Annotated in this window: 30 protein-coding genes; 27 read left to right on the top strand and 3 right to left on the bottom strand. The window is 69.5% G+C overall.

Annotated elements, in window-relative coordinates; all coding sequences use genetic code 11:
- Positions 1–7: 7 nt before the first annotated feature.
- The 23 genes from AB0C36_RS24140 (at position 8) to AB0C36_RS24030 (ending at position 19916) form a co-directional block, all read left to right on the top strand.
- Positions 8–1468: a phage portal protein gene (locus AB0C36_RS24140; protein ID WP_358357261.1), complete on the top strand. Its 1461-nt coding sequence runs from the start codon at positions 8–10 to the stop codon at positions 1466–1468.
- On the top strand, positions 1465–2295 hold the full coding sequence (locus AB0C36_RS24135; RefSeq protein WP_358357259.1) for a hypothetical protein: 831 nt from the start codon (positions 1465–1467) through the stop codon (positions 2293–2295). The genes AB0C36_RS24140 and AB0C36_RS24135 overlap by 4 nt, the downstream gene beginning before the upstream one ends.
- Positions 2296–2348: 53 nt before the next feature.
- Positions 2349–3008 (top strand): hypothetical protein, encoded by a 660-nt coding sequence (locus AB0C36_RS24130; protein ID WP_358357256.1) that lies wholly within the window; start codon positions 2349–2351, stop codon positions 3006–3008.
- Between the two features lie 16 nt (positions 3009–3024).
- Positions 3025–3744, top strand: coding sequence for a hypothetical protein (locus AB0C36_RS24125; protein ID WP_358357254.1), 720 nt, complete (start codon positions 3025–3027; stop codon positions 3742–3744).
- Between the two features lie 17 nt (positions 3745–3761).
- Positions 3762–4778 carry a major capsid protein gene (locus AB0C36_RS24120; protein ID WP_358357251.1) on the top strand — a complete coding sequence of 339 codons (1017 nt, stop codon included), beginning with the start codon at positions 3762–3764 and terminating at the stop codon, positions 4776–4778.
- A 10-nt stretch (positions 4779–4788) separates the two neighbouring features.
- Positions 4789–5109 (top strand): hypothetical protein, encoded by a 321-nt coding sequence (locus AB0C36_RS24115; protein ID WP_358357249.1) that lies wholly within the window; start codon positions 4789–4791, stop codon positions 5107–5109.
- Between the two features lie 8 nt (positions 5110–5117).
- A complete protein-coding gene (locus AB0C36_RS24110) occupies positions 5118–5504 on the top strand; it encodes a hypothetical protein (RefSeq protein ID WP_358357247.1) in 387 nt (128 codons plus the stop codon).
- Positions 5501–5830 (top strand): hypothetical protein, encoded by a 330-nt coding sequence (locus AB0C36_RS24105; protein ID WP_358357245.1) that lies wholly within the window; start codon positions 5501–5503, stop codon positions 5828–5830. Before AB0C36_RS24110 ends, AB0C36_RS24105 begins: the two co-directional genes overlap by 4 nt.
- A gap of 18 nt (positions 5831–5848) precedes the next feature.
- Positions 5849–6196 (top strand): HK97 gp10 family phage protein, encoded by a 348-nt coding sequence (locus AB0C36_RS24100; RefSeq protein ID WP_358357243.1) that lies wholly within the window; start codon positions 5849–5851, stop codon positions 6194–6196.
- The gene (locus tag AB0C36_RS24095; protein ID WP_358357241.1) at positions 6193–6594 is read left to right on the top strand and encodes a hypothetical protein; all 402 of its coding nucleotides are present in this window, start codon (positions 6193–6195) and stop codon (positions 6592–6594) included. The genes AB0C36_RS24100 and AB0C36_RS24095 overlap by 4 nt, the downstream gene beginning before the upstream one ends.
- A 62-nt stretch (positions 6595–6656) precedes the next feature.
- A complete protein-coding gene (locus AB0C36_RS24090; RefSeq protein WP_358357238.1) occupies positions 6657–7577 on the top strand; it encodes a hypothetical protein in 921 nt (306 codons plus the stop codon).
- Positions 7578–7671: 94 nt separating this feature from the next.
- Positions 7672–8097, top strand: coding sequence for a hypothetical protein (locus tag AB0C36_RS24085; protein ID WP_358357236.1), 426 nt, complete (start codon positions 7672–7674; stop codon positions 8095–8097).
- A gap of 17 nt (positions 8098–8114) precedes the next feature.
- On the top strand, positions 8115–8498 hold the full coding sequence (locus AB0C36_RS24080; protein WP_358357235.1) for a hypothetical protein: 384 nt from the start codon (positions 8115–8117) through the stop codon (positions 8496–8498).
- 25 nt (positions 8499–8523) lie between these two features.
- Complete coding sequence (locus AB0C36_RS24075) at positions 8524–13944, top strand: transglycosylase SLT domain-containing protein (RefSeq protein ID WP_358357232.1); 5421 nt, start codon at positions 8524–8526, stop codon at positions 13942–13944.
- A 4-nt stretch (positions 13945–13948) separates the two neighbouring features.
- Positions 13949–14887 carry a hypothetical protein gene (locus AB0C36_RS24070; RefSeq protein WP_358357231.1) on the top strand — a complete coding sequence of 313 codons (939 nt, stop codon included), beginning with the start codon at positions 13949–13951 and terminating at the stop codon, positions 14885–14887.
- Positions 14888–14946: 59 nt separating this feature from the next.
- Positions 14947–16041, top strand: coding sequence for a hypothetical protein (locus AB0C36_RS24065; protein ID WP_358357229.1), 1095 nt, complete (start codon positions 14947–14949; stop codon positions 16039–16041).
- Complete coding sequence (locus AB0C36_RS24060; RefSeq protein WP_358357227.1) at positions 16042–17127, top strand: hypothetical protein; 1086 nt, start codon at positions 16042–16044, stop codon at positions 17125–17127.
- Entirely contained in the window at positions 17128–17592 is a 465-nt protein-coding gene (locus AB0C36_RS24055; RefSeq protein WP_358357224.1) for a hypothetical protein, read from the top strand.
- A gap of 61 nt (positions 17593–17653) precedes the next feature.
- Positions 17654–17869, top strand: coding sequence for a hypothetical protein (locus tag AB0C36_RS24050; RefSeq protein ID WP_358357222.1), 216 nt, complete (start codon positions 17654–17656; stop codon positions 17867–17869).
- On the top strand, positions 17869–18819 hold the full coding sequence (locus AB0C36_RS24045) for a hypothetical protein (RefSeq protein WP_358357219.1): 951 nt from the start codon (positions 17869–17871) through the stop codon (positions 18817–18819). Before AB0C36_RS24050 ends, AB0C36_RS24045 begins: the two co-directional genes overlap by 1 nt.
- A gap of 2 nt (positions 18820–18821) precedes the next feature.
- Positions 18822–19145 carry a hypothetical protein gene (locus AB0C36_RS24040; RefSeq protein WP_358357217.1) on the top strand — a complete coding sequence of 108 codons (324 nt, stop codon included), beginning with the start codon at positions 18822–18824 and terminating at the stop codon, positions 19143–19145.
- Positions 19142–19576 carry a hypothetical protein gene (locus tag AB0C36_RS24035; protein ID WP_358357215.1) on the top strand — a complete coding sequence of 145 codons (435 nt, stop codon included), beginning with the start codon at positions 19142–19144 and terminating at the stop codon, positions 19574–19576. The genes AB0C36_RS24040 and AB0C36_RS24035 overlap by 4 nt, the downstream gene beginning before the upstream one ends.
- The gene (locus AB0C36_RS24030; RefSeq protein WP_358357212.1) at positions 19560–19916 is read left to right on the top strand and encodes a hypothetical protein; all 357 of its coding nucleotides are present in this window, start codon (positions 19560–19562) and stop codon (positions 19914–19916) included. Before AB0C36_RS24035 ends, AB0C36_RS24030 begins: the two co-directional genes overlap by 17 nt.
- A gap of 52 nt (positions 19917–19968) precedes the next feature.
- Here the strand turns inward: AB0C36_RS24030 and AB0C36_RS24025 are convergent, their stop codons facing one another.
- Both AB0C36_RS24025 and AB0C36_RS24020 read right to left on the bottom strand, forming a co-directional pair.
- The gene (locus AB0C36_RS24025; protein WP_358357210.1) at positions 19969–20559 is read right to left on the bottom strand and encodes a TerD family protein; all 591 of its coding nucleotides are present in this window, start codon (positions 20557–20559) and stop codon (positions 19969–19971) included.
- A 431-nt stretch (positions 20560–20990) separates the two neighbouring features.
- Positions 20991–21185 (bottom strand): hypothetical protein, encoded by a 195-nt coding sequence (locus AB0C36_RS24020; RefSeq protein ID WP_358357207.1) that lies wholly within the window; start codon positions 21183–21185, stop codon positions 20991–20993.
- Between the two features lie 140 nt (positions 21186–21325).
- Here AB0C36_RS24020 and AB0C36_RS24015 point away from each other — a divergent pair, with 140 nt between their 5' ends.
- Both AB0C36_RS24015 and AB0C36_RS24010 read left to right on the top strand, forming a co-directional pair.
- The gene (locus AB0C36_RS24015; protein ID WP_358357204.1) at positions 21326–21496 is read left to right on the top strand and encodes a hypothetical protein; all 171 of its coding nucleotides are present in this window, start codon (positions 21326–21328) and stop codon (positions 21494–21496) included.
- Between the two features lies 1 nt (position 21497).
- Positions 21498–21779 (top strand): hypothetical protein, encoded by a 282-nt coding sequence (locus tag AB0C36_RS24010; RefSeq protein ID WP_358357201.1) that lies wholly within the window; start codon positions 21498–21500, stop codon positions 21777–21779.
- Here AB0C36_RS24010 and AB0C36_RS24005 read toward each other — a convergent pair.
- Positions 21776–22732 carry a helix-turn-helix domain-containing protein gene (locus tag AB0C36_RS24005; RefSeq protein ID WP_358357199.1) on the bottom strand — a complete coding sequence of 319 codons (957 nt, stop codon included), beginning with the start codon at positions 22730–22732 and terminating at the stop codon, positions 21776–21778. The genes AB0C36_RS24010 and AB0C36_RS24005 overlap by 4 nt on opposite strands.
- Before the next feature lie 82 nt (positions 22733–22814).
- Here AB0C36_RS24005 and AB0C36_RS24000 point away from each other — a divergent pair, with 82 nt between their 5' ends.
- Entirely contained in the window at positions 22815–23000 is a 186-nt protein-coding gene (locus tag AB0C36_RS24000; protein ID WP_358357196.1) for a hypothetical protein, read from the top strand.
- Entirely contained in the window at positions 22997–23155 is a 159-nt protein-coding gene (locus tag AB0C36_RS23995; protein WP_358357193.1) for a hypothetical protein, read from the top strand. The genes AB0C36_RS24000 and AB0C36_RS23995 overlap by 4 nt, the downstream gene beginning before the upstream one ends.
- Positions 23156–23210: the final 55 nt, after the last annotated feature.

Raw genomic sequence — 23210 nt, 5'->3', positions numbered from 1 at the left:
TGCGGCTGTGCTGGTTCCCGAACCCGGTTCGCCGGACTGGTGGCTGCTGCGACTCGGCAGGAAGCTCTACAACCGCCGCCCCGAGCTGGACCGCCGGTGGGACTGGTACACCGGGAACCACCCGCTGCCGCAGGCACCGGCGAAGGCTGTGCAGGCGTACCGCGACTTCCAGAAGAACGCCCGCACGAACTTCCTCGCCATGGTCGTCGACGCGTCCGTGAACCGCCTGAACGCGATCGGGATCACCGGCGCCGACGGCAAGCCGGACGACCAGGCGTGGTCGTGGTGGCAGCTCAACAAGATGGACTCGCGGCAGAAGACGCTCTACCGCACCGCGCTCGCTCTCGGCGTCGCCTACGTCATCGTCGGCGAGCACCCCGACAAGCCGGGGCAGCCGCTGATCTCGATCGAGCACCCGCGGGACTGCATCACCGAGCACGACCCGGCGACGGGCGAGGTCAAGTCGGCGCTGAAGGTCTGGTACGACGAGATCGAGCGCTTGGCGTGCGCCGATGTGTGGGTCAAGGGCGAGGGGCGTACCGAGTACCGCAGGGAGCAGGCCGGCCGCCGATTCGCGCTGTCGGCGAAGACGTGGGAGCCGGGTGTCCAGGTCAACGACGGTTTCGACCGGCCGCCGGTGCTGGCGTTCGAGTGCCGGCCCGAGTTGGGCGAGGAGCCGCAGCCGGAGTTCGCCCGCGGGATCGAGCCGCAGAACCGGATCAACCTCGGCGTGCTCAACCGCATGACGGTGGGCCGGATTTCGGCGCACCCGCAGCGGTGGGTGACCGGCCACCAGTTCGCGACGCGGACGGAGATGGTCACCGAGGTCGACTCGGAGACCGGGCTGCCGATCTCGGTGCCGAGGCAGATCCCGGACGGGAACCCGTTCATTCCGGACCCGGCGTCGACGTGGGCCTCGTCGAACCCTGATGCGAAGTTCGGGCAGTTCCCTCAAGCCGACATGCTCGGCTATCTGAAGGTCCACGACGCGGACATCCGCGACCTGCTGGTTCTCACTGCGACGCCGACGTACGTGGTCGCCGGGGACTTGGTGAACATCGCCACGGAGACGGTCGTCGCCCTGGACGAGCTGAACCAGGCGAAGGTCGGCGAGCACCAGACGAACTGGGGCGAGCAGGAAGAGGAGATGTTCGGCCTGTGCTCCGTGGTCGCCGGGGAGCCGCGGGACTTCACCGAGCACGAGGTCCGCTGGCAGAACTCGCGACACCTCAACCCTGCGGTGCTGGCGGATATGGCGACGAAACTGAAGGCGGTCGGGTACCCGCTGGAAGCGCTCGCGGAGAAGATCGGCGAGTCGCCGCAGAAGACGAAGCGGATCGTTGCCATGGCCGCCGGTGAGGCGATGTTGCGTGCAGGCGCCGAGCAGGCTGCGCGGCAGCCGACACCGCCTCCGAGGTCGACGCGTGAGGGCCGCGGGGAACAACTCGCGCTTGAGGTTGACGCGTGACGACACCGATCCAGCCGGTGCAGGTCACCGCTCAGGCGGCGTACGCGGCTGCGACAACGTCGCTGCGCCTGTCGCTGCTGTCGTTCGTCGCGTGGGCGTTCCGCGCGCGCGGCGCATGGAACCGGCCCGACATGCAGTGGTTCGCCGCGACGGTGGCCCCGGTGGTGATCGGTACGCAGCGGCAGATGGCCGTGCTCACCGACCAGTACATCGCCGAGTCGCTCGCCGAGCAGACCGGCCGCACCGTCGACCCGCTAGGGGTGGATCTTGCGGACGACCTGCGGGGCGTGCCCGAGGACGAGTTGTACGAGCGGCCGTACGTCCAGCTGTGGTCGAACCTCGGTCAGGGCGTGCCGTTCGAGGACGCTCTGGCCGGGGCGGACCGCCGCGCGGAAGTGCTCGCCGAGACCGACCTGCAGATGGCGCGGGTGCGGGCGGCACAGCAGGCGATCAGCGGGCAGCCGGGTGCTGCCGGGTGGCGGCGTGTGCTGCGCGGTGAGCGGGACTGCCTGCTGTGCCTGGTGGCTGCGACGCAGCGGTACCGGAAGCGGGAGCTCGCGGCGATCCATCCGGGTTGTGACTGCGAGGTGGAGCCGATCGCGGGCGACCGTGACCCGGGGCAGATCATCGACCCGGTGCTGCTCGAGCAGGTGCACACAGCGGTCGAGGCGGCGGGGTTCCGGCCCGACAGGGGCGCACGGAACCCGGACTACCGGCGGCTGATCGCGGTGCGGGAGCACGGCGAGATTGGCCCTCTTCTGACTTTGCAACGGCACGGGTTCACCGGGCCTGAGCATCTGGCGCGCGGCGACACGCCTACCGCCTGACCTTCCCTGCGGGCCGACACGGCCCGCGGACCACCCGACACGGGAGTTCATTCATGACTCGACCCAAGCCGTTCCGGCATGCCCCGGGTATCCCGGTCGGCTTCGTCAACGGCCGAGCGATCTTCCCGATCGCAGGCGGTTCCGGCGAAGGCGACACGCCTCCTGCCGCTACGCCGCCTCCCGCGGAACCGCCGAAGCCCGCACCCCCCGCCGAGGGGGCGACGCTCGCGGACCTGATCGCCGAGCGGGACAAGTGGAAGGCGCTGTCGAAGAAGCACGAGGCGGGCGAGAAGTCGAACGCTGACGCCGCAAAGGAACTCGCCGAGCTCAAGCGGCAGACGCAGTCCGAGTCGGAGCGTTCCGTCGCCGACGCGCGCGCGGAAGGCGAGAAGGCCGCCAGCGAGAAGTACCGGTCGGCGATCGCGCGACACGCACTGAACGCCGCCGCAGCAACCGAGCGAGTCGCGGTCCCCGAGGCCGTCATCGGCCGCCTCAATCTCGCCGACCTGGTCGGTGACGACGGCGAGGTCGACGAGGCGGCGCTGAAGGAACTCGTCGCCGGTTTCGCGCCGATCGAGCAGGCACCCCCGGAGCCGGACCCGCGCAGGCGGGTCGTGTCCGGGCAGGGCCCGCGCTCCAGCAGCAAGGACCGCGGCGGGTCGGTCGCGGCAGGCCGCGACCTGTACGCCGAGCGGCACCAGAAGAAGACCTAGAGAAAAGGAAGCAGGCATGGACCTCAGCCTGAGGACCGAGACCTGGGGTCAGGACGATCAGTCCTGGCTGGGGTCCCAGCACGGCACGGAAGCAGCGCGCACCATCACGCTCGACGTGTCCAAGTTCACCGCGAACACCCACTACCCGGATGGCTACTTCAAGTCCGGGCTGCCGCTCGGCAAGGTCACCGCGACGGGGCTGTACGGCCCGTACGGTGGCCGCGCGTCCGAGGTGCAGACCGTCACCATCACCGGCACCCCGACCGGCGGCACCTACACGCTCACCTTCGACGGCGAGACGACCGCGGCGATCGCGTTCAACGCGGCGGCGTCCGCGGTGCAGACCGCCCTCGAAGCACTCAGCAACGTGGTCCCCGGCGAGGTCGTGTGCGCCGGAGGCCCGCACCCGGGCACCGCAGTCACCGTGACGTTCGGCGGCCGGTACCTGGGGCAGAACGTGCCGCAGATGACCGCCGCGTCGGGTTCGCTGACCGGCGGCACCTCGCCGACCGTCACCGTCACCACGACCACCGCGGGCGGCTCGTCCGCGAGCGACGGCACGGAGAACCTGGCCGGGTTCCTGTTCTGCGCGGTCGCCGCGCCGACGTCGAACTCGTCCAACACCAAGATCCCCGCGGCCATGCTCGACCACGGCAAGGTCATCGCCGCCAAGCTTCCCATCGCTGTTGACGCCGCCGGTCAGGCGTACGTCAACGGCCGTATCCAGTTCAGCTGAAAGGGGTGTGACAACAGATGTTCCTCAACACCGAGTTCATCACCCCGGCGGAACTGACCGGGTACTCGCGCGAGGCCCTGCGGGACCTGGAGATCAACCGGCTGACCCTGTCGCAGTACCTGCCGTCGGTGCAGGTCGACGACCTCATGTACCGCTTCTCCCGCGGCGGCGGCAGCCTCCTCGAGGCTGCGCCGTACCAGGCGTACGACGCCGAGGCGTCCATCGCCGGACGTGAAGGCGTCATGCGGGTGACCGGCGAACTGCCGCCGATCAAGCGGAAGATCCGGCTCGGCGAGTACGAGCGGCTGCGTCAGCGGCACGCCACCAACAGCGACATGACCGACGCGCTGATGACCGACGCGGAGACCATCACCCGGCAGATCGCCGTCCGGGTGGAGAAGGCCCGCGCCGACGCCCTGGTCACCGGTCAGGTCGTCATCAACGAGAACGAGATGCAGGCGACCGTCAACTTCGGCCGCACCAACAGCCACTCGGTCACGGCCGGCACCGCCTGGTCCAACCCCGCGGCGACGATCATCACCGACCTGCTCGCGTGGCGTCGCACCTACATCAACACCAACGGCGAGCGTCCCGGCGTCATCCTGACGTCGGAACTGGTCCTCAGCTACATGCTGCTCAACGCGGAGATCCGCACCCTGGCCAGCTCGCTCGCCGGAACTCCGTCGATCGTTTCCGAGGACACCCTCGGCGCGGTGCTGCGCGTGTACGGCCTGCCTCCGGTGCGCACCTACGACGCGCAGTACAAGTCGGGCGGCGTCGCGACCCGGTTCATCCCCGAGGACAAGCTCCTCTACCTGCCGTCGGACCCGTCCGAGCTCGGCGGGACGTTCTGGGGCACCACCGTCGAGGCGCTGGACGGCGGCTACTCGCTGGAGTCCGGCGAGGAGGCCGGCATCGTCTCCGGCGTGTACCGCGTCGAGGAGTCGCCGGCGCTGTGGACGAAGGCCGCGGCGATCGTCCTTCCTGTGCTCGCTAACCCGGACCTGACGTTCGTCGCGGACGTCATCCCGTAGGAGGTTTGGCATGGGCAGGCGACTGCGCACCCACGTGCACGTCCACGACGCCGACGGCCGGACCCACGTGTTCGGCCCCGACGACGACGTGCCGGACTGGGCGGCGGAGCGGATCGGCAACCCGAAGGCATGGGCGGACGACGCCCCGGCCGACGGGCCGGAACCGGACGCGGACGACACCGACGAGAACAGCGAGCCGCCCCGTTCCGGACCCGGGTCGGGTGAGGCGTCGTGGGCGGCATACGCCGCCGCGCGCGGCATCGAGGTGCCCGACGGGGCGTCGCGCAAGGACATCATCGCCGCGGTCGACGCGGCCAACGCCGAGCAGTAGGGGGCGTGGTGGCCGCGTTCGCGACGATCGAGGACTACACGGCGCGGACCGCCACCACCGTCTCCGGGGCGGAGGCCGCGCAGATCCAGGCGTACCTGGCGGACGCCTCGGCGATCATCCGCTCCCGGATGCCGACCGGGTTCACCCCGGACGGGGACATGGCCAAGGCGATTGCCGTGGCCATCGTCCGCCGCGTCAAGGTCAACCCGGGCGGCTACCGGTCGCGGACCCTCGGCGAGTACTCGGAGACGCTAGGCGAGGCCGGCGGGCTGTACATCACCGATGGCGAGGTCGCCGCGCTGCTCGGCGGTTCGGACGGCAGCGGAGACCAGGCGTTCTCGCTGATCTCCGAGACCGGCCCGGCGTGGGTCTCGCCGTACGAGGGGTGCTGGTGATTCCCGACGGGATGCTGCCGCACACCGTGGTGAAGCGGCGGCCGACGGTGGCGGAGGACGCCCACGGCAACGACGCCCTGACGTACCCCAGTTCGGGTCCGTCAGCCCGGGCGTGGCTGCAACAGCGGTCGACAACCGAGGTCGTGGGCGGCCGGGAGACGGTGGCCACCCAGTGGTGGATGTACACCAACGACCCGGACTGGCAGCCGCGCGACCGACTCACCTGGAATGCGCAGTCGTTCGACGTCGACGGCCATCCGAAGCCGGTCTACAGCCCGGACGGTCTGCATCACCTGGAAGTGCCTCTTCGCCGGGTCACCGGCTGACCTCGAGGAGGTGGCCCGGTGGCTGCTCGGCTGACGCTCTACAACTCGGGAATCCAGCGGCTGCTGCAGTCTCCGCAGATGGAGGCCGGCGTCCGGGTACACGCTGAGCGGCTGAAGCGTGTGGCGGAGTCGGTGTCTCCGGTGGGTTCGCCGCCGGAGGACGAGCACCCGGGCCTGTATCAGCGCTCGTGGAAGATCGACACGGGCCGGTGGCGGGTGCTGTCGCCGCGGTACGGGCCGCACCCGATCGTGGAGATCACCGTCTACAACGATGCTCCGCACGCTCTCGCGCTGGAGTTCGGCACGAAGCACATGGCGGCGCAGCACGTGGCGCAGAAGGCGATCGACGCGGCGAGGCTCGCGTGAGGACGCGCGCGCCGGTCGACGCCGAGTCTGTTGTCATCGCCGCGCTGAAGTCGGTCCTGGCGCTGGGCCCGACCGGCCGGGTCGCCGCTCGGACTCCGGACAACCTGGAGTCCTACGCCAGGTTCGTGCAGGTGCAGCGGGCGGGCGGCCCGTCGGACCGGTTCGCGTCGTACCCGGTGATGTACGTGGCGTCGTTCGCGCCGTCGTACGACGCGGCGGCCGCGCTGGCGGTGGACGTCGACGACGCGTTCATGCACGCGCTGCCCGGCACGGTGATCGCGGGCGGCCGGATCCAGGACGTCGAGGGCCGGTCGGGTCCGTCGCCGCTGGACTACGAGAACCCGCTGGTCGTCAGGTTCCAGGCGGTCTACTCGCTGGCCGTGTGCCCGGTCGGCTGAGCCCCCTCTTTCTCTTCTTTCCTTCCAGCTCCCGCAGGGGGCTTAGTACGCATGGAGTGACAGTGACCGACACCCGGAACGTGGACTTCGCCTTCAGGGCGACCGACTTCCTCGGCTTCGTCGCGCCGATGGAGACGGCCAAGCCGACCGACATGACTCCGCTCACCGCACCGTGGGTGTGCCTGGGCTGGCTGGCGAAGACCGGCGGCCAGTTCGAGTCGACGGAAGAGCGCGTCGAACTGGAGGCGGCGGGCGAGGTGGACCCGATCGCGTCGTCGATCATCAAGGTCACGCGCCCGGTCAAGTTCTCGGCGGACGAGGCGATGAGCCCTCTGATCCGTGCGCTGCTGGACAACGTCGCACTGTCGGACGTGGCGCCGGGCGTTGACGGGATCGCCGCGTACGACCTGCCGAGCCAGCCGCGCCGGCGCCGGTACGCGTGGATTTTCGCCGCGATCGAGGCCGGCGGCAAGGCGATGTGGCGGTACATGCCGGCCGGTGAGGTGACGGGCCGCGCGGGCGACAACAACGGCACGGACGCGTACACGGTGCCGGAGTTCACGGTGACCGGCTTCAAGAGCCCGACGGGTATGTCGGCGCTGTCGCACCTGCTCGACTACGGCACTGCGGACCTCGGCGCGTTCTTCTCCTCGGAGCAGCAGCAGGTCGCGATCACCGGCACCCCGACGGGCGGGACGTTCACGTTGACGTTCGACGGCGAGACGACGAGTGGCATCGCGTACAACGCGACCGCGGCGAACGTGAAGACGGCGCTGGAGGCGCTGCCGAACGTCGAGGCTGGCGACATCACCGCGACGGGCGGCGCGCTGCCCGGCACCCCGGTCGTCGTCACTTTCGGCGGGTCGCTGTCCGGGACCAACGTCGCGCAGATGACGGGCTCTGCCGCGTCGCTGACCGGCGGCACCACCCCGGCCGTGGTCGTGACCACGACCGCTGGGGGCGCCGTCTCGATGCTCGACTGATCCCTCTGATCCGGTGGGCGGGCCGCCTCCTTGCGCGGACCCGGCCCGTCCACCGCCCCATCCAAGGTCCGCGCGCGCACGGAAGGGTCCGCGCATGGAAGCGATCGAAGGCAAGGTCGTCAATCGGGGTGACGAGGACGACGGGATCCTCGACCTCGACGAGTGGCTGCGCGAAGTAGCCGACGAGGACAGCGAGGATGGCGATCCGACTCCTGCGCCGTACACGTTCATCGTCGGCGGTCGGATGTACACGATGAACCCGGCGGACGACTTCGACTGGCAGGAGACGGCGCGGCTGATCTCCAGCAACGACACGCAGTTGTTCGTCCAGTTGCTGCTCGGCGACGAGGAGTACGAGGAGTTCTGCAAGAACAAGCTGCCGAACAAGGCGATCAAGAAGATCACCGATGAGTGGCAGGCGCACTACGGGCTGACAGTCCCGGAATCGCGAGCCTCGCGGCGCAGCTCGGAGCGCACCGCGAGGCGATCGAAGCCGACTTCCAAGCGACGTACCAAGTAGACGCACGGGACGTCCTGTTGCGCCGTGGCGGTACGTCGCGGCTGACGTGGCGCCGGTTCCGGAACTTCCTGAACCGGCTTCCCGCGAACTCGCACTACCAGACGGCGTTGCGGAACAGCCTGACCGAGAAGCAGATCCAGGAGCTGTCGGTCGGCCATGATCCGGCGACGGAATCGTGGTCGCGGCTGGAGCACTTGGCCGCCGGGCTGGACGAGCGGCTCCAGCAGCTGCTGATTGCCGTGCTGTCCGCGCTGGGCGTTGAGCCGCCGCAGTTCCGGCCGATCTATCGGCCGGGCGTGCCCATATCGGACGGCGACCGCCCGGAGACGCTCGAGGAACGCGACGAGCGGCGTGCCGCACTGCGGGCCAAGTGGGACGCGACAACGACTACTTCGCCGTAGGACGCCTGATCTCGAGGGGGTGCCTGTGCCTGGTCCTCTCATTCCGATCGGCGGCGTCGGCATCGACGTCATCCCGAACGCGACGGGCATCTACGCCCGCCTTGCGGCGCAGATGCTGCCTGACGCGGAACGGGTCGGCCGTGATGCGGGTCGGATCATCGGCGAGCGGATTCGGGACGGTATCTCTGGCGCGATCCCGCACGCCATTCAGGCGTCTTCGGGCGCCACTATGGCGTCGGCGACCCAGCAGGGCAATCGGGCCGGTGGGGCGTTCGGGCAGGCGATGCGGCGCCGCCTTGAGGCGGCGCTGCGGTCGCTCCCGAACATCCGCATCGACGCGTCTACTTCCGAGGCGGACGCGGACATTCAGGCGCTGCGGGTGCGTCTGGAGTCGCTGACGACCCAGCGGATCGGCATCGACATCGATGCCGCCGCGGCCCGGGCTGAGGCCGCGGACATCGAGGAGCAGCTGCGTCGTCTCGGCGCAGCACATCCGAACGTGCAGGTCCGGGTGGACACGGCGGCCGCGCGCGCCGCGCTCGCCGAGTTTCAGGCGGAGGTTGAGCGGCTGTCGCGGACGTCGGCGTCGCCGCGGATCGAAGTCGACGGCGGCTTCGCGCAGCGGCTGCGTGCGGCGGTGGAGGCCGCGCAGCAGCAGCTGCCGGTCATCAACATCGACGCGTCTACGAGTACGGCAGCCGCGCAGGTGCAGGCGCTTCGCGGCCAGTTGGAGTCACTGCGTACGGTGCGGGTCGGCATCGACCTGGACGCGGCGACCGCGCTGGCTCGGATCAGCGAGATCCAGCGCAGGCTGGACCAGATCGCCGCGGGCGACGCGACCGCCGATGTGCGCGTGGACGCTGCTGCGGCGTCGGCGACGCTCGCGACGATCCAGGCGCAGGTGGATGCGCTGGACGGCGACACGGCACGGATCGACGTGGACGTGTCGGCTGCTGCGGCCGGCCTGGTGCGCCTGACGACGCTCGCCGCCTCGGTCGGCCCTGCCCTGGTGCCCGCGTTCGCGGGCGCGGCTTTCGGCGTGGGCGCGTTCGTGTCGGTGCTGTCCGCGGCGACGGCCGGGATCGGTGCGTTTGCTGCGGCGGCGGCGCCGGGGCTGATCGATGTGGGCCAGGCCGTGATGGCGACGACCGCCGCCGAGGAGGCCCTCGCCGCGGCCACGGACAAGACGGCGCGCGGGAGTGCGTCGCAGGCGATCGCGGCGCAGCAGCAGGCGCTGTCGATGCAGGGCGCGCAGGCGTCCCTGGCGAACGCGTACCGGTCGTCGTCGCAGCAGATCGCGGATGCGCAGGAGCGTGTGCAGGACGCGGTGCAGCGTGTCGGTGATGCGCAGGAGCGTGTCGCGGACGCGGAGCGCGCGGTCGCGGACGCGCGGGTGCAGGCGGCACAGCGGATGGACGCGGCGCTGGACCGGATCACGGATGCGGAGCGGTCGCGTACGGACGCGGTCCAGGATGCGGTGCGCGCCGAACTGGCTTTGGTGGATGCGCGGCGGGCGGCGCAGCAGCAGCTGGAGGACTTCGCCGCGCGCGCCGAGAGCGGCGCGATTGCGGAGCGGCGCGCGATTCAGCAGGAGAAAGACGCCCGCAAGACCCTTGACGCGGTTAAGAAGTCCGGGGCGAAGGCCGACTCCGACGCGGCGATCGAAGCGCAACTCGCGTACGACGAAGCGGTCCTGCGGCTGAAGGACGTCCGCAGGGAGAACGCGAGGAACGCGGTCGAGAAGGCGGCGGCGGACAAGGCCGGTGTCGACGGCAGTAAGCAGGTGCTCGGCGCCGAGCGGGCCCTTGCGGACGCCAAGCAGCGGTCGGTCGACGCAACCAAGGCGGTCACGGACGCGCAGGACGAGGCCCGCCGTACGCAGGTCGAGGGCGCTCGCGCGATCGAGAAGGCGGAGAGGTCCGTCCTGACGGCGCAGCGCGACGTCGTCAAGGCGCGCGACCAGGTCGCGGACGCGGAGCAGGCGGTCGCCCGGGCGCGGGTGCAGGGCGCGGAGCAGGTGGCGTCGGCTCAGCGGACGGTCGCGGCCGCGCAACTCGCAGCATCCGCTGCGGCGGTGCAGTCGACCGAGGCGATGACCGCGGCGAACACGGCGCTGGACAAGCAGAAGCGCGCGCTGGCGGATTTGTCGCCGGAGCAGCGCGGCGTGTACGACGCCGTCATCAGGCTCAAGGAGGGCTTCAAGGCGTGGGGCGACAGCTTGTCGCCCGCGACGATGCCGCTCCTGACCCGCGCGATCAACGGGCTGACGAACCTGCTGCCGTCGCTGACGCCGCTGGTGCTCGGTGCGGCCGAGGGCTTCCGGCGGCTCGCCGACCGGGCGCGTGACTCGTTCGAGGACCCGTTCTGGGACCGCTTCAAGGCGAACCTGGTCGAGAACCTGCCGCGCGCGGTCGAGTCGATGGGCGTCGTCTTCGGCAACGTGTTCGCCGGCATGGCCGGGATCATCAACGCCTTCCTGCCGCAGACGGACCAGATCGCCGACTCGATGGAAGGCGCGACCGCGTCCTTCCGCGAGTGGGGCCAGGGCCTCGAAACGTCCGAGGGCTTCGCCAGCTTCCGCGAGTTCCTGGCGGAGGACTGGCCGGGCGTCCGCGAGACGTTCGCCGACGTCGGCGGGGCGCTGTGGCAGATCACGAAGGCTCTTGCGGAGATCTCACCGTCGGCGGTCCTGATCTTGCAGGGCGTGGCTACGGCGATCGAGAACACACCCGTGTGGATCCTGCAGACTCTCATCGACCTGTTCTTCGCGTACAGGGTCGCGGTGTTTGCCATGACCGCTGTGACGTGGCTCTACCTCGGCGCGATGAAGGTCTACACGGTGGCGACGGCGCTGGCGACGGCGTCGACGTGGTCGTTGTCGACGGCGCTGCGGGTGCTGAGTAGCGCGAACTTCATCCTCTTCCTGCTGACGATCATCGGCACTTTCACGCTGCTGATGATCCAGTCGGAGGGCTTCCGCAACAAGGTCATCGGGGTCTTCAAGGAGATCGGCAGCTGGGCAGTCTGGCTGTACGACGAGGCGATCAAGCCTGCTTTCGACGGGATCTCTGCCGCCGCGGTGTGGCTGTACGACAAGGGCATCAAGCCAGCGTTCGACGCCACGTGGGGGGCGCTGAAGCGGGTCGGCGACGCTGCGGTCTGGCTATGGGACAACGCGATCAGGCCGACATGGGAGGCCATCTCGCTGGCCTCACGCATCCTGGCCGCGGTCATCGCCACGGCGCTGATTGCGCCGATCGTCATCGCGTTCAACATCCTGTCGCCGATCGTGCTGGGCCTGTGGGAGCACGCGTTCAAGCCCGCGTTCGAGGGCATCGGCGCGGCTGCGACGTGGCTGTGGGACAACGTCCTGAAGCCGGTCATCGGCGCCGTGGTGGACGCCATCCGAGGCTGGGGCATCATCGCAACCTGGCTGTGGGAAGAGGCTGTTCAGCCTGCCTTCGACGGGATCGGAGACGGCCTCGGCTGGCTGTGGGACAACGTCATCAATCCCGTGGTCGGCGCGATCGGCGACTCCCTCAAGGGCTGGGGCCTGATCGCCCAGTGGCTGTGGAACGAGGCGGTCAAGCCGAGCTTCGACGCCATCGCCAGGGGCGCGACCTGGTTGTGGGAGAACGGCATCAAGCCGCCGTTCGACCTGGCCAAGGCGGGCTTCAGGCAGCTCGGCGAGTGGGCGCAGAAGCTCCACGACGAGTGGATCAAGCCCTGGTTCGACAAGATCAGCAACACCACGGGCGCCTTCACCGGCGGCATCGTCGCAGCCTTTTCGGTGGCGAAGACGATGATCGGCATTGTGTGGGACGGCATCAAGTCCGTCCTCGCCAAGCCGATCAACTGGGTCATCGGCGTCGTCTACACCGACGGCATCAAGCGGGTCTGGGACAAGGTCGCGGACATCGTCAAGTTGCCGCACATGCCTGAGGTCAAGGGCATCCCCGAGTACGCGACGGGCGGCATCTACCCCGGCTACACGCCGGGGCGTGACATCGGCCTGGCCGCGGTCTCCGGCGGCGAGGCGATCATGCGGCCGGAGTGGACGCGCGCGGTCGGAGCCGACTACGTCCACGGCGCCAACCGGGCCGCAGCGGCGGGCGGGGTCTCCGGCGCCCGGCAGTACGTGGAGGCGAAGGGCCTGCCGTACGCGGGTGCTTTCGCCCTCGGCGGGATCATCGACAGCGCCGTGGACTGGACGAAGGACTTGGTCCAGGGGGCGGCGGCGAAGACCGCCGAGATCGCCTTGCGGCCGGTCAAGGCTGTGATCAACGCGGCGCCGGACAGCCCGGAGTGGCTGAAGGTCGTCAAGAAGATCCCGCTCGCGCTGATCGACGGGATGCTCGACAAGATCCGCGGCGAGGACGCCAAGGTGCTCGGCGGGCCCGTCGTGCAGAAGGCACTGGAGTGGGCGCGCGGCGAGGCCGGCAAGCCCTACCAGTGGGGCGGCGGCGGCAACCCCTCGTGGGACTGCTCGGGATTCATGGCCGGTATTCAGTCGGTCATCCTCGGCCAGAAGCCGAGGCGCCTGTACACGACCTTCGATTTCTCCGGGAGTTCGGCGCCCCCGGGGTGGAAGAAGGACTTGGACGCGCCCTTCCGTGTCGGTGTCAGCAACATCGGTGTGGGCCACATGGCGGGCACGCTCGCCGGCGTCAACGTGGAGTCCCGGGGCGGTGACGGGGTCGTCGTCGGCCCCAGTGCTCGCGGTGCGGACAACACGATGTTCGCCGAGCGGTACGGCTTCTCGCCGTCGAACTCCGGGCTGGGGCAGTTCGCTCCGACGGGGGCGCTGGCGGACTGGATCGCGCAGGCGCTCCGGGCGACGGGCACGCCTCCGCCGGGTTCGCTGGACCAGTGGATGCGCGGCATGGCGACACTCGTCGGGCGGGAGTCCGGCGGCAACGTCTTCGCCGTCAACAACTGGGATTCGAACGCTGTGGCGGGCAACTCGTCGCGCGGTCTTGCGCAGGTGGTGCCGACGACCTTCAACGCGTTCCACCAGATCGGAACCAGCTGGGACATTTTCGACCCGGTCGCGAACTTGGCCGCGTCGATCAACTGGATCAAGTACAAGTACGGCGGCATCGGCAACGTCCAGCAGGCCGACCCGTCGAAGGACCCGAAGGGCTACGCGCTCGGCGGGATCGTGCCGCTGCGGGCGTACGACTCGGGCGGTCCGCTGCCTCCCGGCCTGACCCTCGCCTACAACGGCACCGGGCGGACGGAGCAGACGTACACGGCCGAGGTCAACAGGGCGTTGCTGACGCTGGCGGCGCGCGGCGCGGCCGACCCGGCTGCGGGCGGCGGTTCGCGTCCGGCGGCCGGCCCGGCGCTGGTGGTGGAGACGTGGAACCAGTACGGCGGGCCGACTGCGCGCCAGACGGCGGAGGAAGTGCGGGCCCTGGGTACGGCGAGAGGCCCGAGGAGGTGACGGCGTGGCCGGTGAACTGATCACCGAGGACAACCAGGTGCAGTTCGGGAATCTCCTGATGGGTCCGGGCACCGGCTACGTCATCCGCCGTGACGGCATCGAGGGCTGGGAGGATCTCCCGGGCTTTGATGCGACGGATGTGCTGCGGCCGGGGTCGGACGGTGCGTGGCAGGGCGACCGGTACGTCGGTACCCGGGTGGTCACGGTGCACGTGAGCATCCACCCGGACAACGACCCGGCCGGCCGCTCCGGCGAGCAACTGTTGCGCGCCCTGCAGTTGGCGACGCGGGTGCATCTGCCGGAGCAGGAGCTGACGGTGCGGATGCGCGGCCAGTCGCTGGTGTGCTGGGCGCGGATCAACCAGCGGATCACCGAGGCGCTGTCGACGACGTGGATGGTGCTGGGCGAGGTCGGCCTGCCGCTGCAGTTCCTGGCGACGGACCCGCGCCGTTACTCGGTGTTGGAGGAGTCGCGGATGTCGGGTCCGCCGATCCGGTCGGCTGGTCTGCAGTACGCGGCGGTGGGCGGGATCGACCGGATCGACTATGTCGCGGTGGGTGGTGTGGACCGCTTCGACTGGGGCGTGGACGGTTCGGGCGGCGACATCGTCGCGACGAACTCCGGGACCGAGTCGACTGCTCCGGTGGTGACGTTCTACGGTCCGTGCGCCACGCCGTCGGTGCTGCTGCGGCATGACGAGATCGACGACATGGTCCTCGAGTACGACCTCGCGTTGGTGACCGGGGAGACGCTGACGGTCGACGCGCGGCTGGGCTCGGTGATGCTCAACGGCTCGTCGGACCGCGCGTACCGGGTGACTGCGAAGTCGGCGCTGCTGGAGGAGTTCCTTCTGCCGCCGGGCGATTCGCTGCTGAGCTTCCTGCCGCAGTCGGGTGAGGACCCGGCGGCGATGTCCGTGGCGTGGCGCTCCGCCTACCTGTAACCCCCTGACCAATTCCCGCCCTGCTCGGGCGATTTCGGCATGCCCCGAGGAGGACTCTCATGACTGTGCGCCCGATTTGGGCCCTGCCGATCACGGTGTCGGACGGCCAGACGCGCGAGGACACGCGGCTGGGCGAGGGCATGCTGATGACCCCGGACACCCCGATCAAGTCCCTGTCCGGGATCCGGCCGGGAACGTCGTCCGGCACACAGCCGTTCGACCTGCAATCCGTGTCGGCGATGGTCTGCAAGATCACCCCCGGGCTGGCTTTCATCCAGGGCACCGCCGCGCAGGGCGGCTACAAGGTCTACTCCGACGCCGACAAGAACCTCACCTTCGACCCCGGGCACGCGACCAATCCCAGGATCGACCTGGTGATCCTGCGCGTGTACGACAACTTCAACGACAGCTCGGGCGAGACCAAAGCCGACATCGAGATCGTCAAGGGCACCGCGGCGTCCTCGCCTGTCGCCCCGGCCTTGCCGTCGGCGACGTCGATCCCGCTCTGGACGGTCCGCGTCAACGCGAACGTCAGCGCGGGCAACGGCGGCATCAACAGCAACCCGGGCTGGACCGCAGCGAGGACAGACTCGCGCTGGTACACGGTCGCGTCGGGCGGGATCCTCCCCGCGGGCGGGTCCTGGCTGGGCACGTACCCGGGGCAGTACCGCGACGACGGCACCGGACTCCAGCGGTGGAACGGGGCGGCGTGGAAGTACCCCGGGCCGCTCGGCTACCTGGACTCCCGCAACAGCGAGCTGGTGACGGCGGACAAGTCCGGCGGGCCGTGGCTGGTGACGGAGTTGGGCGGGATGACGCGGGTGTGGTCGTCGGCGCGCCGCTACCAGATCACCCTGCACGCGACGCTGATGTGCTGGTCGGGCAGCGCGAATGCGGCGTATCTGGAGCTGCGGTACAAGACCGGCTCGTCGATCCCCAACGACCAGAACACGAGTTCGTCCACGCTGCTGCGCCGCCGCAAGGCCGGTTTCCCCGGGTTCCAGTACGCGACGCCGTGCAGCCTCGACTACATCTTCGCGCCGAGCGTCACCGAGACGGGCACGATCGGGATGTTCTGGACGCACGAGGGGACCGGAACCTCCCGTATCGAGCGCGGCATGGACATCATCATCCACGACATCGGGCCCCAGTAGATGGGGATCTACCGGGTCGAGTTCGCGGACCTGCTCACGGACACGACGCTGTACCGCACGGAGGTCGACGGCCTCAGGTTCGGGCGGCGGATCGCGGACAGCGAGGTCATCTCCGGGTCGGTCACCGTCACCGAGCGGAACGCCGCGCAGTTGCGGGAACTGCTGGCGAAGAAGACCGCGGTGTACGTGTACGAGGGCAAGGATCTGCAGGTCGGGGGAATCGTCTGGGATCCGACGGCGGCGTGGGACGAACACTCCGCTGAGCAGTGGCAGTTCTCGGCGGCCACCTTCGAGTCGTACCTGAACCAGGTCGTGATCTCCGAGGACATCCCTCCGGCGGACGACGTCGACCAGCTCGACATCGCGCGGGTCCTGGTGCAGCACATGCAGTCCGACCCGTCCGCGCACATCGGCATCCAACTCGACCCCCTGGTGTCCGGGGTGCTGCGGGACCGCACCCAGTACCTCGCCTCGGCGAACCTGTCCTACGGCGAAGCGCTGACGAACCTCGGCAACGTCCAGGGCGGCTTCGAGTGGACGATCGACGTGTGGATCGACCCGTCGTCGGGTGAGCGCATCAAGTACATGCGGTTCGGCTACCCGCGCCTCGGGTCCGCGTCTGCGGTCCACGTCATCGAGCGGTCCTCGATCAAATCCTGGCGTGAGAAGACGGTTCAGTTCGGCACCCGGTACCGGGCGCGCGGCGGCACCCCGCAAGGCGCAGGCACCGGCGAGCAGCAGCCGATCATGTCCGACGTGTACGCCGCCACCGGGCTCCTCGACGGCGGCTGGCCGCGCATCGACGTCGTCACCGACTACTCGACGGTGACCAGCATCGACACCCTGAACTCGCACGCTGAAAGGGATCTCGCCAACGCGCTCGCGGCCACGGCGATCCCCGAGATCAGCGTCAACCTGGAGCAGGTCCGCATCACCCCGCAGGCCATCGGCGAAACCGTCCGCGTCCGCAACAGGACGCTCCTGCGCGGCGCCACCGACCTGCAGTACCGGCTGGCCGGGATCGTCGTGACCGCGGGACAACGCGGCACCGCAGGCAGCGCCACCCTGACGCTGGAGGCCCTGTAGATGCCCCAGTACACGGACACCATCAACGACCAGATCGCCCGCCTTGAGCGGCAGGTCCGGGACCTGACGACGCAGGTCGCATCCATCCCGACGGACCGCACCTCCGCGCCGTGGCTGCCGGTCGCGTCCCTCGGCTCCGGCTGGACCGACCACCACCTGACGGACTCCTCGTGGGAGCTGATCGGGCTGCGCGTCGAACCGGGCGGCCTGGTGCGGCTGCGCGGCGCGGTGATGCGGTCCGGGTCGGTGTGGCCGGCGGCCGGGTTCACGTTGCTGACCCTGCCGGCCGACCTGCTGCCGGTGGCCAGCCAGGCGTTCACGACGGCCGGCGTGTACGCCGGAGGCTTCGTGCACCTGGAGTTCCAGACGGGCGGCGCGGTGGTCGTCCGCGGCTGGACGTCCGGCGGCTCGGGTGCGGCCGGCACCGCGATCGGCCTGGACGGGCTGAGCTACCGCATCTCGTAGACGCACTACCTACCCCAACTGCCCCGCCCCGTGCGGGGTTTTCGCATGTCAGGAGGCCCGCGTGCCTGAGTTTCACGCTGCCGTCGTCCACCCCGCGGACGACGTGCCGGATACGTACTGCGGGGTGGTGTCGCAGGAGCACGTCGATGCGGTGGTGGCGGCGTGCGCTGATCACCCGGATCGGTGGGTGAAGCCGGGCCGCGGTGGCGGGATCTATGTCCTGCGTGAGGACGGCGACCTGGACCACTATCTGCCGGTGGACGGGGCGGCCGACTGATGCCCGGCGTCGTCTACATTCCGGGCGCCGAGCAACTGGGCCCGGACACGGGCGCGGCGATGGACACCCCGAATCTGCCGCCGCGGGTGGTGTGGCACACGGTCGAATGCCCGACGGGTCGGGGCTACTTCCAGTCGATGGCGTCATACCTGAAGCGGGAGTCGGTCTGGCCGCAGGTGCTGCTCGACCCGGAGACGGATTCGCTGGGCCAGTTCGGCCGGCTGGACCGTTCGGGCCGGGCGCTCCGCAACGACGGGACCACGCGCACGAACCGCACCGGCCGGGTCTGTATCCAGATCGAGGTGTTGGGTCGGGCTGCGCAGCCGTTCACGGCGCAGTCGACGTGGCGGCCGGGTGCGAAGTTCCGTGCGCTGATGGCCGCGATTCGCAGCTGGGGTATCCCGGACCGGTTCCCGATGGGTGATCCGCCGAAGTATCCGGGCGGGTCTCGGCGTGACCGTGCGGTGTGGCTGAACCAGGCCGGTCACTACGGGCACGCCAACGTCCCGGGCAACGACCACGGCGACCCGGGCGCGATCGATCCGGCGAAGCTCTGGGCTGCCGCGGGCGGTTCGACTCCCATGCCTCAGCCCGAAGTTCCGTCGTCCACTCCGACCCCGAGGAAGAAGACCAAGATGGCTCTCGTCAGCAAGACCGTCCCGCAGGTTGTCGGCGATGACTCGGCGACGACGCTTACCGCCGTGCCCGGCCACTGCTGGGTGAATGTGTCCGCCGACTACGTCCCTGCGGGCGAGCGGGTCACGGTGCGGATCGACGTGTCCGACGGTGGCGGCGGCTGGATCCACCAGGGCGTGACCCGCCTGGTCGGCAACGGCGTGGTGACGGCGCTGGAGCTCGACCGCTGGGACGTGCCGCGCGTGGTGTCGGTCAAGCGCCAGTCCCATCCGAAGGCCGTTCTCGACGTGACCCTGCACTACCCGGAGGTCTGATCATGTCCGTGATGCTGGCGGTCGCCGAGACGGGCGACCCGATTCGCGTGCAGTACGTGTCCCTGCTGGTCGGCGTCGGTTTGCCGCTGCTGGTCGGGCTGGTGACGAAGGCGTCGACGTCGGCGGGCCTGAAGGCAATCCTGCTTGCGGCTCTTGCCGCGCTGTCAGGATTCCTGAACGAGTGGGCGGCGTCGGAGGGGGACTTCATGTGGTCGACGGCTCTGGTCACGGCGCTGGCGACCTTCCTCGTCGCGGTCGGCTCGCACTTCGGCCTGCTGAAGCCGACGGGGCTGACGGCGAAGGCGCAGGGGGTCGGCAACCGGTGAAGCTGTGGGGGCTCCGGGTGGATGCCCGTGGCGCGTATCTGCTGACGCTCGCCGGGGTCCTCGCTTACTACGCCGGGCAGATCATCGTGCAGCCGTCGTTCGCGACGCAGCAGGGCTTGGAGCCTGCCGCCGATCTGGTGCCGATGGACGTGCTGGGCTGGGCGTTCATGGGCTGTGCAGCGGCAACCGCGGCTACCGCGGTGGCGAAGGCGCGGTGGCTGGTGCTGGACCGGGTGGGATTCGCGTTGGCGACGTTCCCGCTGGTGGTGTGGTTTCTGGCGTTTGGTTGGTCGTGGATCGCGGATGGCGCGGACGGCTATCCGGTGGGCGGGACGTGGTTCTTCTACGCCGCCGGGATCACGATCGTGAACATGAGGTTGGGCCGGGGGCACCGGAGTACGACGGAGGACGGGGATGCTCGACGGTCTTGACGGCGGTTCGCTGCCGGGGATTGTGATCGGCCTGCTGGCTTTGATCGGTGTGGTGTATCAGGCGCGGGTGGGCGTGAAGCCTGCGGAGCGGACTGGGTTCCGTGAGGATTTCCAGGCCGTGGTCACGGAGTTGCGGAAGAACAACGAGGCGCTGAAGGCTCAGAAGGCGGAGCAGGCGGAGCACATCGCGGTGCTTGAGGCGAAGATCGACGAGCTGACGATCGAGACTCGTGCGTTGGGCGGGTATACGCGGATACTGATTCGTGAGATGCGGGACGGCGGGATGCCGATCCCGGTGTACCACCCGCCGCCGGACCTGACGAAGCACCTCATCCCTTGAACGCGGCTGCGGCCCCGCCCCCTTCGCCGGGGGCGGGGCCGCTTCGTCGTGTCTACGGCCGGGCGTGCTGTCCGGCGAGGCGGAGCATGCCGTCGCGGTCGCGGGCGTTGCCCATCTCGTTGATGACGCGCACGGACCAGGTGGCGCCGGTGCGGTGCACGGCGGCCATGACGCAGGCGTTCTCGCGGGCGTCGAGGCGGGGCCAGAACTCGCCGATGTTCTCGGCGCGTCCGCTGGTCAGGTCGTAGGTGCGCATCGTGATGTTGGCGATGTCGGCGAAGGACACGCCTTCCTTGTACGCGGTGACGATGAACACGACGGCGTTGATGCTGGCGTGGATCTTCCTGAGGTCGGCTTCGAGTTCTTCGTCGTCGCCGTCGCCTTTGCCGCTTCGGTTGTCGCCGAGGTGGACGAGGGAGCCGTTGCCGAACGGGTCGTAGCTGTCGAACCAGGCGAGGCGGACGGGTTCGCCGTCGGCGAGTGCGACGGCGGCGAGGTCGAGGTCGCTGCCGACGTGTCGCTTGATCTTGCCGAGGAGTCCCTTGCGTCCGCCGCCGGACGTGTCCCAGGCGAGGCCGACGCGCAACTTGGTGACGTTGCCGAGGTCTTCGAGTCCGGCGTTCTTGGTGAGCTGGAGGCCCATGGGGGTGCACCTGTCTGGTCGCGGGGTGGGGTGCTCGGTGCCGCCCGCCGGGGTGCGGCCCGAGATTCGGAGGGTAGGCGGATTTCCGGAGTTATGCACGTCGCGCATGTCAGAGACTTGATCCATGCGATAGACGCATGAGTTGAGGAGGTCCCCATGCCCCGGATGCTCGGTACGGTCCAGCGCCCGTGGTGCCCGGTCTGTCACGGCCCGGCGGGGCTGGACTGCCCGTCGACGGCGCGCGGGAAGCGGGCGGAACGGAAGCGGGAAGAGAGGGCTTGGCGGCGGGAGTTGCGGCTAGGCTGGTAGTCCGATCGGTACACGGCTGGACGTGCACGCCGAACCGCCTCGACCGGTGAAGGTCACTTCGTTGGCCCACGTACGAACGGCCCGCTCTCGACGGAGAGCGGGCCGTTTCGTTGCGTCCGGGATCAGCCCACCTGCACGCCCCGCTTCACCCGCCCCCACCGGTCGCGCGGCAGCGGCTCGTCCCAGTCGGGCAGCTCGGGGAGCTCGGGCGGGGTGGGCATGCCGTCGGTGACGTCGCTGTCGCGGACGTCGGCGTCGCCGCGGAGGAATCCACGCAGCCTGTCGCGTACAGCCTGGATGGGGTCGTCGTGGTGCACGGTGCCTCCTTGGTCGGCTGTTCTCAGGGTCGCCGACGCTACTGCCGCCACCTGCACCCCGTGGCGGGATTCACCTGATCGGGTAGCCGAACTCCCGGTAACCTTGTCGCTACCGCATGGGGGCGGGATGGAGTGCTTCCATGGGCCGCACGGTCTGTCGGCGTTGCGACAACGCGGGCGTGATCTTCGAGCAGAAGGTCGAGACGTACACCGATCCGAAGGACGGGAAGGTCAAGTCCCGCACCGTCGAGGTCAAGAAGACATGCCCCGTCTGCAAGGGCCAGGGCTGGGTGGAGACGGGAGGCGGCTGACATGGACCCGGACTACGTGGACGTGCCGGCCTCGCGCGTGCGGCAGCAGTGCACGACCTGCGGCGGAGTCGGCGCGGTGTTCAGGCCGTTCACGCCGAGCCCGGCTGTCGAGACGTCGCTGACGGTGGACACGCAGGCCGACCCGTGCCCGGACTGCGAGCAGCATCCGGGCGCGGCATCGGAAGGGCACGTGAGCCTGGCTGCCGGCCCCGGGGCGAAGCTGCGGCGCGTCGACCGGGTGAAGCTCCCCGGTGACGACTGGCCGCGGCTGCGCCGTCGTTAGCCCAGGTACCGCCGCACCTCGATGCCCTTGGACCGCCACGGCTCCGGGATCGGGTCGGCCGCTGCGAGGCGCTCGACCCACCGGAGCTGCTCGGCGAAGTAGGTGTGGTACTCGGTGCCTTCCTGGAAGGCCAGGATCGGCCCGTCGGTGCCGCGCTTCCCGTGCCCGTACAGCATGACGCGTATGCAGTTGTCGATCTCTTCCATCGCGAAACTGCACGGGAAGTTGTAGAGGTAGATCTCGATGTTCCCGACGCGCGCCGCGGCTTCAGCGAGCGGGCGCAGGATCTCCCGCGTGTAGCGGTCCGGGTCTTCCATCGCCGCTTCGGCCGGCTCCAGCCGGTATCGGTCGCGCCGTGAGTCGCAGTGCGGGTCCATGATGAAGATCTGGACCGGTATCCCCTTGGCGGCCTTGTGCTCGAAGAGCGGCAGCATCGCCTCGGCGGCGTAGAAGTTCCTGGTCAGGCCGAACATCGTGATCCGCTTCGTGGCTGCCGAGAGCCTTCCGACGAGGTCGGCCTTCGATTCTGCGGCGGTACGGGGGAAGAGGTCGACGAGGCCTGCTTGTTCGAGGTGTCCGAGCACAACGCCAGAGTAGTCGCGACCGAAGCCCAACCTGTCGGGTCTGGTCCCGTAGACCTTGCAGAGGACGTCGATGCGCTCCTCGTTGGGGCGGCGCTTGCCTCGCTCCCAGCGGAACAGCTCGGCGTCGGCGATCCCGGGCGGCCTCAGGCCTTCGGCCTCGTACACCATGTCGATGCGTGTGGAGAGTTCGCGCCGGTTCCAGCCGTTCGCCCAGCGGTGGGCTTCGAGGGGGTGGACTTCGGGGAGGGCGACGAGAATGTTGTCGACGACCTCCCCGATGGGGGCTTCGCGTCGGAGGCCGGCGAGGCGGATGTCGTGGGCGCTGCGCTCCATGCGCCGGAAACTCTGCTCGGGTTTTGACGAGTCCATGCGTTCATCTTGGCGTGTGACGCCAAGTCTTGTGGCGTGTTTGGATGATTCCGCGATGACATCGTTCTGACACGGTAGTTGCATGGCCGATGAATCCAAGTCGGCCTCCGCTGCCGAGACTTCGGTGGCCGGGGCTGCTGTGTCTGCTCGCAAGCGCTTGCGTCCGTCCCGCATCACGATCGACGTGTACCGCGTGGGTCCGAACGGATCCACGCACATACGCAGTTACGCGTCGTCGATGGGCCCGGCCTGGACGGTGGCGCCGTGATTCCGCGCAGGGTCCGCCGCTGGGAGTACGAGGGCGGCGTCGTGGTCGAGGTCCCGGACGAGGTGCCGGAGGAGGAGCGCCGGCCGGATCCGGACCTATCGAAGGTGCCGCCGTCGTGGATCAAAGTGGATCCGCGGCCGAAGCCGACGCCGTGAAGACGCCCGCCCGCGCGCCTATTCGCCCCCGTGCGGCGCGCGGGCGGGTACCAAC

It is taken from the genome of Streptodolium elevatio, assembly GCF_040649515.1.
GTDB lineage: Bacteria > Actinomycetota > Actinomycetes > Streptomycetales > Streptomycetaceae > Yinghuangia > Yinghuangia elevatio.
The sequence above is the reverse complement of the archived record's forward strand: the minus strand, read 5'-3'. Positions and strand labels throughout refer to the sequence as shown.

Bases quoted from the DNA above. Each gene is read 5' to 3' on its own strand.
- AB0C36_RS24130 (WP_358357256.1), top strand. From the start codon at position 2,349: ATGACTCGACCCAAGCCGTTCCGGCATGCCCCGGGTATCCCGGTCGGC.
- AB0C36_RS24125 (WP_358357254.1), top strand. From the start codon at position 3,025: ATGGACCTCAGCCTGAGGACCGAGACCTGGGGTCAGGACGATCAGTCC.
- AB0C36_RS24120 (WP_358357251.1), top strand. From the start codon at position 3,762: ATGTTCCTCAACACCGAGTTCATCACCCCGGCGGAACTGACCGGGTAC.
- AB0C36_RS24115 (WP_358357249.1), top strand. From the start codon at position 4,789: ATGGGCAGGCGACTGCGCACCCACGTGCACGTCCACGACGCCGACGGC.
- AB0C36_RS24085 (WP_358357236.1), top strand. From the start codon at position 7,672: ATGGAAGCGATCGAAGGCAAGGTCGTCAATCGGGGTGACGAGGACGAC.
- AB0C36_RS24065 (WP_358357229.1), top strand. From the start codon at position 14,947: ATGACTGTGCGCCCGATTTGGGCCCTGCCGATCACGGTGTCGGACGGC.
- AB0C36_RS24060 (WP_358357227.1), top strand. From the start codon at position 16,042: ATGGGGATCTACCGGGTCGAGTTCGCGGACCTGCTCACGGACACGACG.
- AB0C36_RS24055 (WP_358357224.1), top strand. From the start codon at position 17,128: ATGCCCCAGTACACGGACACCATCAACGACCAGATCGCCCGCCTTGAG.
- AB0C36_RS24045 (WP_358357219.1), top strand. From the start codon at position 17,869: ATGCCCGGCGTCGTCTACATTCCGGGCGCCGAGCAACTGGGCCCGGAC.
- AB0C36_RS24040 (WP_358357217.1), top strand. From the start codon at position 18,822: ATGTCCGTGATGCTGGCGGTCGCCGAGACGGGCGACCCGATTCGCGTG.
- AB0C36_RS24030 (WP_358357212.1), top strand. From the start codon at position 19,560: ATGCTCGACGGTCTTGACGGCGGTTCGCTGCCGGGGATTGTGATCGGC.
- AB0C36_RS24025 (WP_358357210.1), bottom strand. From the start codon at position 20,559: ATGGGCCTCCAGCTCACCAAGAACGCCGGACTCGAAGACCTCGGCAAC.
- AB0C36_RS24015 (WP_358357204.1), top strand. From the start codon at position 21,326: ATGGGCCGCACGGTCTGTCGGCGTTGCGACAACGCGGGCGTGATCTTC.
- AB0C36_RS24010 (WP_358357201.1), top strand. From the start codon at position 21,498: ATGGACCCGGACTACGTGGACGTGCCGGCCTCGCGCGTGCGGCAGCAG.
- AB0C36_RS24005 (WP_358357199.1), bottom strand. From the start codon at position 22,732: ATGGACTCGTCAAAACCCGAGCAGAGTTTCCGGCGCATGGAGCGCAGC.
- AB0C36_RS24000 (WP_358357196.1), top strand. From the start codon at position 22,815: ATGGCCGATGAATCCAAGTCGGCCTCCGCTGCCGAGACTTCGGTGGCC.